Source organism: Vibrio injensis (assembly GCF_001895205.1).
Classification (GTDB): domain Bacteria; phylum Pseudomonadota; class Gammaproteobacteria; order Enterobacterales; family Vibrionaceae; genus Vibrio; species Vibrio injensis.
Genome location: NZ_BDJF01000023.1, coordinates 24,196 through 38,702 on the forward strand (window position 1 = coordinate 24,196; position 14,507 = coordinate 38,702).

The window sequence follows — 14,507 nt, forward strand, 5'->3', positions numbered from 1 at the left end:
TTTTAACCCTATTGCAGCTAAGGGATTTAGGCTCGTATCTTAACGGTAGTTCTTACCCATTTTGTTATGGAGTACCGTTTATGTTAGGCATGATATCCCCCCGATCACGGACCTTAATTGGTACCATTATTGCGCAATTTGCCCTTGGCTCTGTGTATACTTGGAGCTTATTTAATGCTCCGCTGGCGGAAAAACTAGCCGCCCCAGTCAACCAAATTGCCTTCTCTTTTGGTCTTTTGACTTTAGCCCTAGCCTTGGCCTCATCTGTCTCGGGCTTACTGCAAAAACGTTTTGGCGTGCGCCGAGTGACGATGGCAGCAGGCTTATTATTAAGCCTAGGTTTACTTTGGGCAGGACAAGTGACTCAAGTGTGGTTGCTGTATGTCAGTGCAGGGTTAATCCTTGGCTTTGCCGATGGCACTGGTTACTTAATGACATTATCCAACTGCGTGCGGTTTTTCCCAGAACGTAAAGGCCTAGCTTCAGCTTGTGCTATCGGCGCTTATGGCCTCGGTAGCTTAGGGTTTAAGTACATTAATTTATACTTTCTTGAACATAGCAGCGTGAGTATGACCTTTACCATGTGGGCTCTGATTGCCGGCAGTTTGGTGGTATTGGGTGGTTTGCTGATGCATGACGCCCCCGTGCAAGCGCCAAGCTCATCGAGCAGCACAAGCAGCCAAGATTACTCGCTACAGCAAAGTACCAAAACACCTCAGTTTTGGTTATTGGCAACGGTATTTTTTACCATTTGTATGAGCGGATTATACGTGATTGGCGTTGCGAAAGATGTTGGCGAACTGCAAGTGCATCTCTCCACCGCGGCGGCGGCTTCTTCAGTGGCGATCCTGGCGATGGCGAACCTTGCGGGTCGATTAGTGCTGGGGATTTTGTCTGATAAAATGGAGCGTCGCAAAGTGGTTGGGATAGCACTGCTGATTTGCACGGTAGGCATTAGTACTTTGTTGTTTGTCCCTCTCAATGAAATGCGCTTTTTTATGGCGATTTCTTGTGTTGCCTTTAGCTTTGGCGGCGCGATTACCGTATTTCCAACCTTAGTCAGCGATTATTTTGGGCTAAATTCTCTGACTCAAAACTACGGAGTGATTTACTTAGGCTTTGGTTTGGGTAGCTTCTTTGGCTCTATCGTAGCGTCATTATTCGGTGGCTTCCAAGCGGCGTTCAGTGTCATGCTCATATTGTTTGGTGTGTCCTTATGTATCGCTCTTTGGCTACGGGCCCCAAAAGAGAAAGCATCCGCCACGCTGACTTGGCAGCCATCGCTTCATTCAAGCAGTCGTTAATCACGTCGCACTTAGGCTGCTTAACGTTGCCGCCAGCACCACAGCATATTTCAATAAGCAAAGATGAACAGCAATAAGCAACGGCTCGGTTATAGACTGAGCCGTTGTTTTCTCTAACGGGCTTTATCTAACGGACTTTCTGTTACGGAGTCGTTAAGCGACAACACCATATTGAGCTCGGTAAGCCTCTACTGCAGCTAACTGCACCGGATCTCCCCCTTGCTCTTTTAGATAAGTCACTAGATCGCCCAAGCTAACGATAGAAATAATCTGACAACCAAAATCACGCTCAACTTCTTGAATCGCCGATAATTCGCCTTTACCTTTTTCTTGACGGTCAATCGCTACTAAGACACCGGCCAATTGGGCGCCATTGGCTTGAATGATTTCCATTGATTCGCGAATCGCGGTGCCCGCGGTGATGACATCATCCACCAACATGATCCGACCTTCTAATGGCGAACCAACCAAGTTACCGCCTTCACCATGATCTTTGGCTTCTTTGCGATTAAAGCAGTAAGGAGTATCGATTTGATGGTGATCAGCTAAGGCAACCGCGGTGGTCGTCGCAATCGGAATGCCTTTGTAGGCAGGTCCAAATAACACATCAAATTTAATCCCCGCATCAACCAAAGCAGCGGCATAAAAACGACCTAAACGGGCCAGATCACCACCGGTATTAAACAGCCCAGCGTTAAAAAAGTAAGGGCTTTTACGACCGGACTTCAAAGTAAACTCACCAAATTTCAATACTTGCTTTTCTAAGGCAAACTCAATAAATTCACGCTGGTAGGCTTTCATGAATACTCTCTCGATGTTAAATGGGTTTTGGGTTCTAGGTTCTAACTTCTTGCAATAGATAAAAAAATAGCCCCCTCAACGGGAGCTACTTACTCAATCATTCCGCCAACGCGGCTTTCTGTGCGGCGACAATATCAACAATGCCTTTTTGCGCCGAGGCAAGTAATGCCAGCAACTGCTCATGGCTGAACGGTTCGCCTTCTGCGGTGCCTTGGATCTCGATCATCTTGCCTTCTTCGGTCATGACCACATTCATATCGGTATCAGCGGCAGAATCTTCCACATACTCTAAATCGCATAGGACGTTTTCACCTAAGATACCCACGGATACCGCGGCAACGTGGCTTTTCATCGGACTCGCTTTCAGTTTGCCTTTGGCGACTAAATGCGCGAAAGCATCAGCCATAGCAACACTAGCACCACTGATCGCTGCCGTGCGTGTCCCGCCATCCGCTTGAATCACATCACAATCAACGGTGATCATGATTTCACCCATGGCTTTTAAATCAACCACGGCACGTAAACTACGAGCAATCAGGCGCTGAATTTCCATCGTTCGGCCACCTTGCTTACCATTGGCCGCTTCGCGACGGGTGCGCGAATGGGTGGCTCGTGGCAACATACCATATTCAGCCGTTACCCAGCCTTTGCCTTGACCTTTCAGCCAGCGTGGTACGGTTTCTTCCACCGTTGCGTTACACAGCACTTTGGTATTACCAAATTCAACGAGTACCGAACCTTCAGCGTAAGCCGTATAGTTACGAGTGATTTTAATTGGGCGAACTTGATCTGCAGCGCGGTCATTTGGACGCATGGATAAATGCCTTTTGTGAAGGGAACAACAAGATTGGGGCGAGATTATACTGGAAGTCACGGTAAAATCCTAGGTGCTAGGTGCTAGGTGCTAGGTGCTAGGTGCTAGGTGCTAGGTGCTAGGTGCTAGGTGCTAGGTGCTAGGTGCTAGGTGCTAATAAGCAAAACTCAAACGAAATACACAAGCAACCTATGAACACGCGTTTTTTAACTATCTGTACCTCGAAAAAAGTCAGTGCTTATCTAACCTAGGATCTCGTCAGTCTTTGCCGTATTATTGATTTATTGCACTAAAAGCAGACCGACTAATAAAGGATACCGTAATGATTTACAGCATGACCGCTTACGCACGTAAAGAAGTCAAAGGCGACTGGGGCACGGCAGTATGGGAAATTCGCTCCGTTAACCAACGTTATTTAGAAACTTACTTTCGTCTTCCTGAACAGTTTCGCGGTTTAGAACCGGTGCTGCGTGAGCGTTTTCGTCAACGCCTTGCCCGCGGTAAAGTCGAATGCCATTTACGTTATGAAGCCAATCCAGCGGCCAAAAGTGAACTCAATATTAATGAAGCATTGGCGAATCAAGTGATCAAAGCCGCTAATCAAATCATGCATATGACCGGTGAGCTCAGCCGCATCAATCCCTTCCAAATTATGCAATGGCCAGGTGTGATGGAAACGCCTGAGCAAGATATGGACAGCATTAATAAAGCGTTATTGGCCGGTTTTGATGACGCGATTGTTGAATTTATTGACGCTCGTGGTCGTGAAGGCGACAACATGAAAGCGTTAATCGAGCAACGCTTAACCGCGATCAGTGAAGAAGTGGTCAAGGTTCGCGCGCGAATGCCAGAAATTTTGCAATGGCAACGTGAACGACTATTGAACAAGTTTGAAGAAGCAAAAATTGAGCTTGATGCTACCCGTGTCGAGCAAGAGCTGATCCTACTGGCGCAAAAGTCGGACGTGGCGGAAGAGCTGGATCGTTTAGATTCTCACATCAAAGAAACGCGCAATGTCCTGAAAAAAGGCGGCGCGTGTGGCCGTAAGCTCGATTTTATGATGCAAGAGTTTAACCGCGAGTCCAACACACTGGCTTCAAAATCGATCTCAACCGATATCACAGCTTCAGGGGTAGAGCTAAAAGTTCTGATTGAACAAATGCGTGAGCAGATCCAGAACATTGAATAATTTTCTCTTGTTTTCCAAAGCTTTCCAATACTCACCAAAGCCCTGATTTAGAAGGGCTTTTTATTTTCACTCTGTTCTTGTACGTTTCAATCTGTTTCATCTAAGTGGTGAGTTAACTGGTGAGTAATGCCTCGCTATACTTGCATCAAATGGTGAGTATTAGGAGGCACAATGGCATCAATGACCGCAAAGCAGGTGGCATCACTTGCAAAATCAGGAGAGCCAACAAGGAAATCCGACGGGAAAGGACTCTACTTTGTCGTTCCAGACTCGGGAGCGCCCTATTGGGCCCTTCGATATAGTGGAAATGGCAAACGTAAACAAATGACTCTGGGGCAGTACCCTGATATGTCGTTGGCCGATGCAAGATCAGAAGCCGAAGTGTTTAAACGTGACTTAAGGCAAGGCGTAGATCCCCTCATTGCAAAACAGCGTCAAAAGTGGACGGGTATCATATCGGTCGATGATTTATTTGAGGATTGGTATAAAAACGATTTAGCGCCAAGGCTAAAGCATCCCAACATTCCAGCTCGAATATATAGAAAGGAAATTAAGCCAGTCATCGGCGAGTTCAAAATTCAGGACGTCACAGCTCTGGATGTTCGAGAAATAATTCAAAGAGTTAGGGATAGCGGCCGTCTAACCATTGCCAATGACACTCTGGGTTATATGAAGCAGCTTTTCAAGCACGCATTAAAGCTTGAGCTAACCGCCAATAATCCCGCTGCACCGTTCACAATAAACGATGCTGGAGGGCTCGAAAAAACTCGTAAGCGAGCATTAGAGCTAAATGAAATAGAGAAAATATTTAAAGTATTTCGTAGTCATCTAAACAGTTTTGGTAGAGAGAACTATTTGTTGTGCTGTCTCTTCTTGGTACTAGGTAATAGGAAGAGTGAACTGTGTGAGGCTCCCTGGTCAGAGTTCGACCTAGAGGAATCTGTCTGGCATATCCCAGAGTGGCGGGTAAAGACAGGCATCGCTATATCTATTCCCCTGCCAAGCCAAGCAATGACATGGCTCAGTGAGCTCAAAGTAAGATCGATGGGTTCTGAATACGTTTTTCCAGCCCGACGCCGAAGCAATCTATTACATATGGGGCCTGACACCCTAAATAGCGCAATCTCAAAGTTGTTTGGACGAGAAGCTGGGAGGAAGATTCAGCCACCCAACGTGATGGGTGACATAGAGCATTTTACAGTACATGACTTACGGCGAACATTCAGGAGTCTAGCTGCATCAGTAGGAACACCAAATCACGTCGCTCGGTTGTGCATCAATCACCGGCAGGGAGGAGTTGACGGTATATATGATAGGTATGAATACTTTGAAGAACGGAAAGCTGCTCACCAGAAAGTTGCCGATCTAGTTACACCTCTCATTCATCTAGGCCAATAAGTTCTTCTCATCTTCCTTAGCAAATAACCATTTGTTTTAAATGGATATATGAAGGCGCTTTCGTCGTTTGAGCGATAAAAACGCCTTATGAGAACTAACCGGAAAGTTAAGGTGATAGATATATCTTTGGTTTGTTAGTCTTGGTTCTGCCAGCTATCAGCTATCGGCTGCCAATTAACCACACGAGGTTCTTCTGTAGTGTTAGACCACACATCCCAAAAATCTGGATCGTCAGATTGCGGTCTTTGCTTTTCGGTAAGCTCTTTCATTCTAACTAAAACAGGAAGCTCAGAAGCCCATCCCAGTAAAATAGCGTGTCGAGATGGTAGCGATGGCAATTCCCTCAATAGCCCTCGCATATTATCAGGAACAAGTCGGTGGACTTGCTCCTGATCTCTATCATTGCTAATCCTGTGTAACAAAAAAGTATTGCATTGGGATAATACCGTAGGAGATAGTTCTGAAGGTCGTTGGGAAGAAACCACAAGACCTAAACCAAATTTCCTTCCTTCACGAGCAATTTTCTCAAATACTTTGCAACATACGTCAGAGACTGACTGACTTTCACTATCTTCTTTATAGCGCTTAATAAATGTGTGCGCTTCCTCTGCAACCATGACTGTTGGAAGTGGTTTTCCATGCAGCCTTCGATAACGTTGAAGTGCTTCAAAAGTTACTCTCGAAATTACAGCAGTTACCAGATGTATTATTTCATTTGGAACTAGTGATAAATCGATTACAGTTATAGAACCTTGTCTATCTTTCCCGAGAAAAGTATCTAACCAGGTTGTTAAACTGATAGGCTCTTCCGAATCATTTGTCACTGCGCTTATTCGAGTGTCACCTAACATTGTGCGAATACGAGTCAGAAGAAACTCCACGAACTGCTCTGTACCTGTTTCTTGAGCTAAGGCCTCAAGATATGCTACAAAATCGTCACCTTTAAAACGAATAGGCGCATCTTCACTTTTCGGAAGAAGCTCTTGTTCATCGCCGCCAAGCGCAGCATGTGCATTTTTTAATTCGCTAATCAACTGGTCTGTGTCGGAAACTTTGGGTTTTTCAGGCCACTGGACTCCTGTTCGAGTGGAAAGATATCCGTTAATCGTATTTATTATGGGATCAAAAGGCCTTTTATCGATTTTTTCATTTAACGTGGAGAGGCTATTAACCCATGAGGTTAAACTTTCAACAAAACCTTTCGCATGACCGCCATTTACATATATCTGGCCTTGGCTTGCTAATTGTCTTATTGACACAAGAAGGATGCCGCAGAAGTGTTTAGCTTGAATTGTCACATCATCTTCTGACAAAACATCATTTCTCATAGCCCTCAGAGCTCGGCGCAATAAAGGAAGTTGAACTTTTGAACTTGCTTGAGTAAAAGCAGCCCATTCTGAACTATTCCATAACCATGACGGCACTTTAAGTTCAATCTCTTCAGCTTCAGTGTTAGCTTCTACACGTAACAGCTTACCCTTATATCTTGATTCTGGTCCGAATGCTCTACTGTATTCTCCATTTGGATCAAGTATTATGAACCGAGCATTAGGAGTTTGTCCCTGTTGCAAAACTGCATCTAAAGACCATTGAATCAACCCAGCCACTGAGCATGATTTACCACTACCTGTATTGCCCAAAACAGCTATATGTCGTCCAAAAAGCCTATCAGGGTCCACTTTTATTTCTGCATTGTTAGCTAGGGGGCTATCCCCTATTTTTACTCTTCTATTGTCACCTGACTCGATTATTGATTTTAATTGCTCATCAGTTGGCAGGAGCACCGAGTCACCTACCGATGGAAAAGCATCTGTTCCTCTTGTGAACTTGAAACCTTCGTTTTTTCTATCAACTCTTAACGTGCCAACTGGATTGATGCTGAGCTTCTTAAGTGGAAAAGGAAGGTCTATTAAGCCAAAATCTTGCAATCCCCTTCTTTTAGGGTATGGTGAATGTTCTACGGCAATCCACTCAACCTGCCCAACAAGAAATCCATCATCACTACTTATAAGCACATAACTATTTATTCGAGGAAAATTACGAGGTGAACCTCCTTGAAGCGATACGGAATCTGGAGAGTCAATCTCTAAAGAAACTCTGATTTCACTAGGCGATACAAAACCAACAGTCCCAATTCTTAATTGCTCTAACCTTTCAATTGGTAAGTAGCTCATAGTGATACCTCGACGTCAGTTGAATTACCTAATTCTTTTGACTGCATGAATCCTCTTTGCTTGAGCAATTCAGCCATCTTTATTGATGCTTTATCAATAGCAGGTTTAGGTAGATAGTTATCAACTAAAGTTTTGAGATCTCCTAAATGGTCTCCCATTAACAGAGTGATCTGAGCTTTCCTTCCACTCTTAGTAATGAAATTCATAATTCTTCCAAGTGGATCTCCGAAGGCTATTATGACTATATGAGTCGAGGGAACTGTAAGCATGTCTTCAATTACCCTATTGATATGCTCATCACCAAAGCTATAGCCATAGGTGACTAATGTGCTGTTTGGACGGCTGGTTGCTGCTGCAAGATCTCGAAATAGCTCAACATAAGGGTACTCAGCAGTTTCCCTGTCTTTTACTGAATTAGGGTAAATCATGAGTTGTTCATAGCTGTTGCTCTTATGACCTTCAGCTTCTAAAAATGGATCAACAGAGCGTGCCCCAAAAGGTAAACCAAAGCGCCTAATCGCGCTATTTTGTTCATGCCAATCAAGAGAACCATGGAGTTTAGTAAAACGCGCCACTCCCTCTAAATATCTTGGTTCGCCACGGATTCCTGGAGGATTATAATGATAATCAACTTCTAATCTCGAAGATCGAAACACTGGAGCGATACTTCCTACAAAGCGATCTATAAGTCTTAAACCAGCAAGCTCAGCACCGACTTCGATAATACGGTCGTAGTTTGTTGTGAAAATATGTAACCTATCGCGAGTGGCAGTTCTACTTGCAAAGCTCATCAAGAAGCTCACCAGATAATTGAATGTTTCCTCTTTTCGCTTAGGGTCAGCATTTTTAATCAAGTATTCTCCAGTACTTACAGATCTTGAAAACTCACCTAGGCATCGAGAAAGCTCTACCCTAAGTGCTTCCAAATCAGCTTTTAGATTTCTATAAGCAACATGAGGAGCTGGAGGGTTTTCAGGTTGAGAGGTATTCAGCACTGTCAGAATTTCAAGCCCTTTAATAAGTTCATTAATAGCTCTAATTTGATCTTCTATATTTCCCTTATCGCGGCCAGCAGCTTGGGCGGCTTGGGTAGCAAATGTATCTATTTCACTTTGACATACTGCTAGGTCGCTTATCCAGCTCATTCCTGCTGGAGGTAAACCTGTAGCAGACATTTGAATAGATGTACTTAAGCCTGCCCCGATCAATAAATTTAAATGCTCGGATTGGAAGAGAGCTGTTAGCCAAGGCTCAATATTTTGGCGCAATTTCTCTATCGATATTTCTGCATCTTGCTCCCCCCATGCGCAGTTTGCCGATAGGATAAAAGGGTGAAAGTCAGCTTGCTCGTTAGAGTTGGGTAACAGCTCAACAATTTCAGGGACACTGCCAACCTTGATATACTGATTGCTCATAAATGCACTTCTCTTATTTGTATGGAAAACATAGTGTTATTGAGGCAAACGAAAAATATTAGTGTGATAGCTTAGAACCTCACGCCTCTCAAACCGCCAAAATCCTCCGCGAATCATCAATGCCCCCGAGGTACTCGACCAACTTCCTAACTTAGCATGGCTAAATAGCGACCGAATAGCACATAAGCTCTTGGCTTTGACATAAATTGACTATTCTTCTCAAGTGAGTACGTTCAGCGAGGTAAAAATTAGGCTGTATTCATGCTCTTTGCTATCAGATTAAACGTGCAACTGGCCCATATACCAGTTCAAGGTATCCGTGCAACGGCCCCACATACGCTCCCAGACCAACGAATCAGTCCGTATACATGTGATTTGGCCTTCATTTTGTTCAGTAAACGCCAAAAGCTGGGCTTTGTGCAGCCCCAATCGTGCAACCACCCCATAGGTTTAAGCGTTAATCGTGCAGCAAACCAATATACTCAAGGCTAAAACGTGCAACGTTCCCACATATGCCCTGGCAGTGGCGTTACATGTCACACTTTATATTCGTGACATGTAACGAAAAACAAATAACTTTTTAAATTCAGTCAGATATATTCAATCAGCAACACCAATCTAGGTCAAAATCTGGAAATTCCCTTTTGACTCTACAAACAAAACATTTGTCCAAATCGGGCAATTTGGCGTGCCAATCTCGGCGGTTATCAGCGGGATAATGGCTCCGTCCACTAAGCACGGAGTTATTTTTATGAAGTTAAATGGCATTGAACTGCTCAACCTAGCTGTAGCACATGAGCTAAGAGAAGTTTGGGTCGTCAGGTTAGACCCACCCGATCAGCCCGGCAATCGAGGACCAGATGGAGAACTGCTCTGGCCGGAGGTTTTGCTGTGCAAAAGTTCTGACGATGCTACTCATTTGGCTGAGTATTTAAGCAAAGCAGCCTTTGATGATTTTTCTGATTTTATGGCCGCAGAAGAAGATGGGGAAATCCATTCAGAACCTCAGGACGCAGATCAGTACATAGTTGCGCTCTGTAAAAGTATTCAAAGGTACAGATACGCTTGGCTGGTAGAGCCGAGCATCAATAGCATCTCACAAATCACCTTGCTCAAGGAGGCTTTTCAACATGATTAAAAAGTCATTGAATTTGCTGGCCTTTACATTAATTGCATACTCAAACATTACACTTGCTCAAGAAAGCGCCACTGTGGGCCAAAAATCCTCACAGGAAAAGCGCACCCAAAAAGAAACCACGTTGAACGATGAGACAAGCATGGAGTTACAACGCCAAAAGGGAGAGGAAGCAAGAAAAGGTGAGGAAAAAAGAGACACGACTTCCACGTCAGTTCGAAATGCAAGCGAAGCATCATCTAGGCAGCAATATCAAAATGCTAACCGTCTTTCAGTAAAAACAGCACCACTTTCTATTCTCGTAGAGCTATTTGCCTATGTCGAAAATGGCAAATCTGTAAGAGGGAAAACAGCAAACCTCATCAGAAATTGTTCGCTCATTACGAACCCACAAGCGCCACAATTTCCAGAGCTAGAACCCAAACCCCTAGTTACAAGCGTTCAGGCCTGTATGGCCTGGAACAAAGAAAAAACACTGGGACAATGCCAAGTTGAGTTGCAGCAGGCAGCTTTCAACTGGACGACCACTGGCATGCCTTCATCCATAAGAGTTCCTTCTGAGCACCTGAAAAGAGAGGGCGTCTGCTGGGTGACATACGGGCTTGTAGCAGAAGCAACGCTAGATGACATATCAAGCGGGATTTCGGTCAACGGAAGTGACAAGTCCGAGATAAAAATGGCACTTGCCAAGGCGATGAGTAAACAGCTCATACGTAATGACTTACCAGAAAAGGCCTTGAAGATAATAGATAGACAATTTGGAAGGAACTGCGTAGTGCCATCGACACGAGGGTATAAGTATGAAGGAAAATACGAATGGTCTTGTGGCTCTTTTTCTGCTGATCCAAAAAATCTGTCAGCTTCAATTGGCGAGTTCACTATCTTTGGCCGAGGAAACTCACTATTTGGAGAGTCATGGGAGCTGGAGACATCATTAAATCACGACACTCTTTTTTCATTATCGACTACCAGAACTAACTCAAAGGAAGCGTCAACGTCTAATGCTCAGTATGCAAGCGCCGACAATCGTTCATCCAAGTCCCGTAATCTCTCAATGAGAACTTCCGAGCGCCTACAAACTGAGGAAGCATCCAATCTCAGCAACTCCACGGAGGCAAGCTTCACAGTGTCTCAGCCAGGCATAAAAGGGGGTAATTAAAAATGAAATCTGTACTGTATGGCATCATCATTGCCTGCCCAATAACAGCCATCGTGATCTACTTTGCCTTAACTGGTAGGCAGGAAGTTCTTATCCAACAAAAAACACATGAAGTTCAACAACAAATCCGCTCGGAAGAGTTTCATCGTGACTTCTCTAAGGCTTGGGCTGAGTTTGATCTACCCAACAAGCATGATAAGGCCCTTCTCTCGTCGGAAAATGCTGAACGAAACGAGCGAATAAAGCAGCTCAAAAAACTTCGCTCTCAGTTGGAAGCGGCTAACGGTGAGTCAATGGATGACCTCAAAGGAGACTTAGCGGAGATTAGAAAAGCGTTAAAAGAAGCCGATAAAAATTAAATTAAAAGCCACATTCTCACCTTCTACCTATATGTTGTAGTAGTAAACGGAATGTGGCCTTCCAATTTTATCTACACTTCATTCTTTTCAGTAAATGAATGGTATGCGGCACAGTATGCGTCCCGATCTAATATTGCGTCTCTTATAAACGCAGGATATAGCTTCAGTGCAGCACAGTAAGACTCCCAGTATATGCCTTCTGTTCCTCTTGGATTCTCTGGCACACCACTCTTTACTATATCGAGAGCTTGTTCTGCGGTGAAAGTTATTCTATGACCTTCTAACTCTTCAACATTGGCAACGATCACGTGGCCATTTTCTACTAATTTTATAAATGGCTGTAAGGTTAAGCATATTGGCTCAAACTGGTCCCAACGCAACATTTCAATTCGCCCATCACTATTCTTAATAAAGCGACTGACATCCGTTTCAAACATGCAGCGCTCTGCTGATGAATAAGGCGCTGGAGGCTTATAGCCTAAAACTTGCTCCCTCCATTTTATGTAGTCGTTTTTACAATCACTGTAACTGAATTGCTGGCTGCGCCTTATTTTTAAGCACACATCTATATCACCAAATTTTTCACCACCTCTAGCCAAACTGCCGACTAATGCAGCCTCTTCTATTTCATAGTAGGAAGAGTAAAGCTCATTCCAATCATTCAGCCTTTCTAAAACACCTTGCAGCTTTTTGTAAGCAACTGCTTTGCTTACCTTAGATCTATAGTTCTTTGGCACGGCAATCCTCATATTATGGTCATTAGAAGCACCTTTACTCGAACATACACCAAAGCCGGATAAATTTTAAGCCACCATAAATGACAAAAAAGGCAGGTTAATCTGCCTTTTTAAAGTGGGATAGGAATAATTATTATTTTGTCTTATCCGGTTTTAGCGCTACAAGTTCCTCTAATGGACTAGGCCCTGTAAGGCTAAAATTAATCACCGCCGGATTATTGTAACGAACATCAGAGAGGTCCAGATGTAGTCCCACTTGGCTCTCTCCTGTTACATCCTCCAGGCAATGTCGAGATTCCATATCAAGAGCAGCCATATATTTCTCTTCATTACTTTGAGGGCCGAGCGCCATGGTAATGAGACAATCTTTTCCATGCTCAATCTTGTAAGTAACATTAATAGTGTCACCACTTGCAGGGAACTTAAAAACCATAAGTGAAGCGTCGTTAATTCCAGGCTTTGTCGCACACCCAGCCAAAGAGAGCATAGATGCGGTTGCCACTGCTAAGATTGCTTTTTTCATTTCAGTTTCCTCATTTATTTGAATGTAATTCTCAACGGCCAATTGACTGGTTTTTGTCGCGGTCGATTCTTTTTTCACTGTGTTGTTGGTGCTGAATTGACGATACAGCTTGGCGTTCTTTTTCTCTCGATTGAGCCTGGGATATAGATTTTTGATGTTCTGAGCGAGGTTGATATTGGCTGTACTCTTTCTTGGCAGAATGAGATAGCTTGTTATAGGTACTAACTATCAACTTATCAGCCTCCTTCTGTTGGCCGCTTTGCTCCAACCGTTTGGCATTGCTTATCGCGTCTGACATCAGTCCATGCCGCTGTTCTGTTTTGACCTCTAGTTGAAGGCGGGATAACTCAACACCTAGGGCCTTTGTCATTTTCCCAATATCTTTTTTTAGTTCCTGGGCTGCTTGTTGCTGCTTAGCGTTATCTGACTCAAAAAAGATTTTCTGGATAGCCTTTGCAGCCATCCACACCATGGCTCCTGCGGCTTCAGTGAAAATATCGTTCTCCAGATAACCTCTTTGATAGTTAGAAAGCGTTTTAGATAGCCAGTTATCTTGAGTTGGTTTATCGAGCCCCATGCTTTCAACCTGCTTCATTAGCAACTGGACAGAATCAACAATTTTCATCTGCTGCTCAGATAGCTGTCGATACTGCTCATTCATGTAAGCATGATCAAAAACGCTAGTTTTAATCTGCTCATCTTTAATAGAATGACTATTCAAACTTTGCACAATTGACTTAGCCGCCGATTCAAGCTGCTCAACCAATTTGTTAGGGTCAGAGACATCAGCTTTGCTAAGTTCTTGATAGAGCGCCGCAACTTTCGCTTTTTCGTTCAATTCCATTCCAATTACCTCTTAATGACGATGTTTTACATGTAGATTTCCATTAACCCACTCTGCGCTAATGAAATTATTGGGCTCGGTAATGTGTTCAAAGTGGCTAGCTGACGCCTCTATATCTGCATGAAAGCGCTCGATCTCAGCCTGATAATTCCGAATTTCAGCCACAAGGTTGGATAGTTGAGAGTACAGATCAGGCTTGGGCTCTCTTCTGAAGATTTTTCTGAAAATACTGGTAATCATTGAGTGCCGCCTTGATACCAAGAAGCAATAGGTTCGAAGTGATCTCCCCACTCCATGATCTTCAAAAAGTCATCGATGTTATCGACTCTGGCAAGTCCACAATATGTTTTCGTGTATCGACCATCGAGACACTTCAATACAGTGAAATGAAGAGGTTCACCAGACACTGCTCTTGCAGCGGTTACGCCTCGTCTTTGATGAATGTGAGCGTCATTTATTGGAAGTACTAATCCGTTAATTTGAATCTCTGCCGTCATAGTGTCCTCATTTATCTCTACTCTCTTTGAGCTAATATTTTCTCAGGTAATAGAGGGATAAATGGCACGCCAAACTGCCCTTTTTGGACAAAACAAGATCAAGTAATAGTGGCTACGTACATGTATCAAAGAGGAATAAAACTATAGTATGAATGTAA

The 14,507-nt window shown here is 43.8% G+C and carries 14 protein-coding genes; 6 read left to right on the forward strand and 8 right to left on the reverse strand.

The features are described 5' to 3' along the window. Nucleotides 1–80 precede the first annotated feature (80 nt). Nucleotides 81–1,304, forward strand: coding sequence for an MFS transporter (locus BSR11_RS10225; RefSeq protein ID WP_072670302.1), 1,224 nt, complete (start codon nucleotides 81–83; stop codon nucleotides 1,302–1,304). Between the two features lie 153 nt (nucleotides 1,305–1,457). Here the strand turns inward: BSR11_RS10225 and pyrE are convergent, their stop codons facing one another. Further along, a complete protein-coding gene (gene pyrE / locus BSR11_RS10230) occupies nucleotides 1,458–2,105 on the reverse strand; it encodes an orotate phosphoribosyltransferase (RefSeq protein WP_072670303.1) in 648 nt (215 codons plus the stop codon). Nucleotides 2,106–2,202: 97 nt separating this feature from the next. Next, nucleotides 2,203–2,919, reverse strand: a complete 717-nt coding sequence (gene rph / locus BSR11_RS10235) for a ribonuclease PH (RefSeq protein ID WP_072670304.1) — start codon at nucleotides 2,917–2,919, stop codon at nucleotides 2,203–2,205. A 322-nt stretch (nucleotides 2,920–3,241) separates the two neighbouring features. On the opposite strand from rph, the gene BSR11_RS10240 reads away from it, so the two are divergent. Both BSR11_RS10240 and BSR11_RS10245 read left to right on the forward strand, forming a co-directional pair. Next, on the forward strand, nucleotides 3,242–4,108 hold the full coding sequence (locus tag BSR11_RS10240; protein WP_072670305.1) for a YicC/YloC family endoribonuclease: 867 nt from the start codon (nucleotides 3,242–3,244) through the stop codon (nucleotides 4,106–4,108). Between the two features lie 171 nt (nucleotides 4,109–4,279). After that, the gene (locus BSR11_RS10245) at nucleotides 4,280–5,506 is read left to right on the forward strand and encodes a tyrosine-type recombinase/integrase (protein WP_072670306.1); all 1,227 of its coding nucleotides are present in this window, start codon (nucleotides 4,280–4,282) and stop codon (nucleotides 5,504–5,506) included. A gap of 134 nt (nucleotides 5,507–5,640) precedes the next feature. Here BSR11_RS10245 and BSR11_RS10250 read toward each other — a convergent pair whose 3' ends face one another. Then, nucleotides 5,641–7,680, reverse strand: a complete 2,040-nt coding sequence (locus tag BSR11_RS10250; protein WP_072670307.1) for an ATP-binding protein — start codon at nucleotides 7,678–7,680, stop codon at nucleotides 5,641–5,643. Continuing rightward, nucleotides 7,677–9,095 (reverse strand): SIR2 family protein, encoded by a 1,419-nt coding sequence (locus BSR11_RS10255; protein WP_072670308.1) that lies wholly within the window; start codon nucleotides 9,093–9,095, stop codon nucleotides 7,677–7,679. Before BSR11_RS10255 ends, BSR11_RS10250 begins: the two co-directional genes overlap by 4 nt. A 751-nt stretch (nucleotides 9,096–9,846) precedes the next feature. Here BSR11_RS10255 and BSR11_RS10265 point away from each other — a divergent pair. From BSR11_RS10265 to BSR11_RS10275, 3 genes are read left to right on the forward strand one after another with little or no spacing between them, the layout of a single operon-like run. Next, a complete protein-coding gene (locus tag BSR11_RS10265; protein WP_072670310.1) occupies nucleotides 9,847–10,233 on the forward strand; it encodes a hypothetical protein in 387 nt (128 codons plus the stop codon). Beyond that, entirely contained in the window at nucleotides 10,226–11,389 is a 1,164-nt protein-coding gene (locus BSR11_RS10270; protein WP_072670311.1) for a hypothetical protein, read from the forward strand. Before BSR11_RS10265 ends, BSR11_RS10270 begins: the two co-directional genes overlap by 8 nt. Before the next feature lie 2 nt (nucleotides 11,390–11,391). Continuing rightward, the gene (locus tag BSR11_RS10275) at nucleotides 11,392–11,748 is read left to right on the forward strand and encodes a hypothetical protein (RefSeq protein ID WP_072670312.1); all 357 of its coding nucleotides are present in this window, start codon (nucleotides 11,392–11,394) and stop codon (nucleotides 11,746–11,748) included. A 71-nt stretch (nucleotides 11,749–11,819) separates the two neighbouring features. Here BSR11_RS10275 and BSR11_RS10280 read toward each other — a convergent pair whose 3' ends face one another. From BSR11_RS10280 to BSR11_RS10300, 4 genes are all read right to left on the reverse strand, one after another. Continuing rightward, entirely contained in the window at nucleotides 11,820–12,485 is a 666-nt protein-coding gene (locus tag BSR11_RS10280; protein ID WP_072670366.1) for a hypothetical protein, read from the reverse strand. Between the two features lie 133 nt (nucleotides 12,486–12,618). Then, complete coding sequence (locus BSR11_RS10285; RefSeq protein ID WP_072670313.1) at nucleotides 12,619–13,008, reverse strand: ABC transporter substrate-binding protein; 390 nt, start codon at nucleotides 13,006–13,008, stop codon at nucleotides 12,619–12,621. 31 nt (nucleotides 13,009–13,039) lie between these two features. After that, complete coding sequence (locus BSR11_RS10290; protein ID WP_072670314.1) at nucleotides 13,040–13,852, reverse strand: hypothetical protein; 813 nt, start codon at nucleotides 13,850–13,852, stop codon at nucleotides 13,040–13,042. Nucleotides 13,853–14,088: 236 nt separating this feature from the next. Further along, on the reverse strand, nucleotides 14,089–14,349 hold the full coding sequence (locus tag BSR11_RS10300; protein ID WP_072670316.1) for a hypothetical protein: 261 nt from the start codon (nucleotides 14,347–14,349) through the stop codon (nucleotides 14,089–14,091). Nucleotides 14,350–14,507 lie beyond the last annotated feature (158 nt).

What these genes read in the sequence shown, in the direction of transcription:
- BSR11_RS10225 (WP_072670302.1), top strand. Translation starts at nt 81, where the DNA reads ATGTTAGGCATGATATCCCCCCGATCACGGACCTTAATTGGTACCATT.
- pyrE (WP_072670303.1), bottom strand. Translation starts at nt 2,105, where the DNA reads ATGAAAGCCTACCAGCGTGAATTTATTGAGTTTGCCTTAGAAAAGCAA.
- rph (WP_072670304.1), bottom strand. Translation starts at nt 2,919, where the DNA reads ATGCGTCCAAATGACCGCGCTGCAGATCAAGTTCGCCCAATTAAAATC.
- BSR11_RS10240 (WP_072670305.1), top strand. Translation starts at nt 3,242, where the DNA reads ATGATTTACAGCATGACCGCTTACGCACGTAAAGAAGTCAAAGGCGAC.
- BSR11_RS10245 (WP_072670306.1), top strand. Translation starts at nt 4,280, where the DNA reads ATGGCATCAATGACCGCAAAGCAGGTGGCATCACTTGCAAAATCAGGA.
- BSR11_RS10250 (WP_072670307.1), bottom strand. Translation starts at nt 7,680, where the DNA reads ATGAGCTACTTACCAATTGAAAGGTTAGAGCAATTAAGAATTGGGACT.
- BSR11_RS10255 (WP_072670308.1), bottom strand. Translation starts at nt 9,095, where the DNA reads ATGAGCAATCAGTATATCAAGGTTGGCAGTGTCCCTGAAATTGTTGAG.
- BSR11_RS10265 (WP_072670310.1), top strand. Translation starts at nt 9,847, where the DNA reads ATGAAGTTAAATGGCATTGAACTGCTCAACCTAGCTGTAGCACATGAG.
- BSR11_RS10270 (WP_072670311.1), top strand. Translation starts at nt 10,226, where the DNA reads ATGATTAAAAAGTCATTGAATTTGCTGGCCTTTACATTAATTGCATAC.
- BSR11_RS10275 (WP_072670312.1), top strand. Translation starts at nt 11,392, where the DNA reads ATGAAATCTGTACTGTATGGCATCATCATTGCCTGCCCAATAACAGCC.
- BSR11_RS10285 (WP_072670313.1), bottom strand. Translation starts at nt 13,008, where the DNA reads ATGAAAAAAGCAATCTTAGCAGTGGCAACCGCATCTATGCTCTCTTTG.
- BSR11_RS10290 (WP_072670314.1), bottom strand. Translation starts at nt 13,852, where the DNA reads ATGGAATTGAACGAAAAAGCGAAAGTTGCGGCGCTCTATCAAGAACTT.
- BSR11_RS10300 (WP_072670316.1), bottom strand. Translation starts at nt 14,349, where the DNA reads ATGACGGCAGAGATTCAAATTAACGGATTAGTACTTCCAATAAATGAC.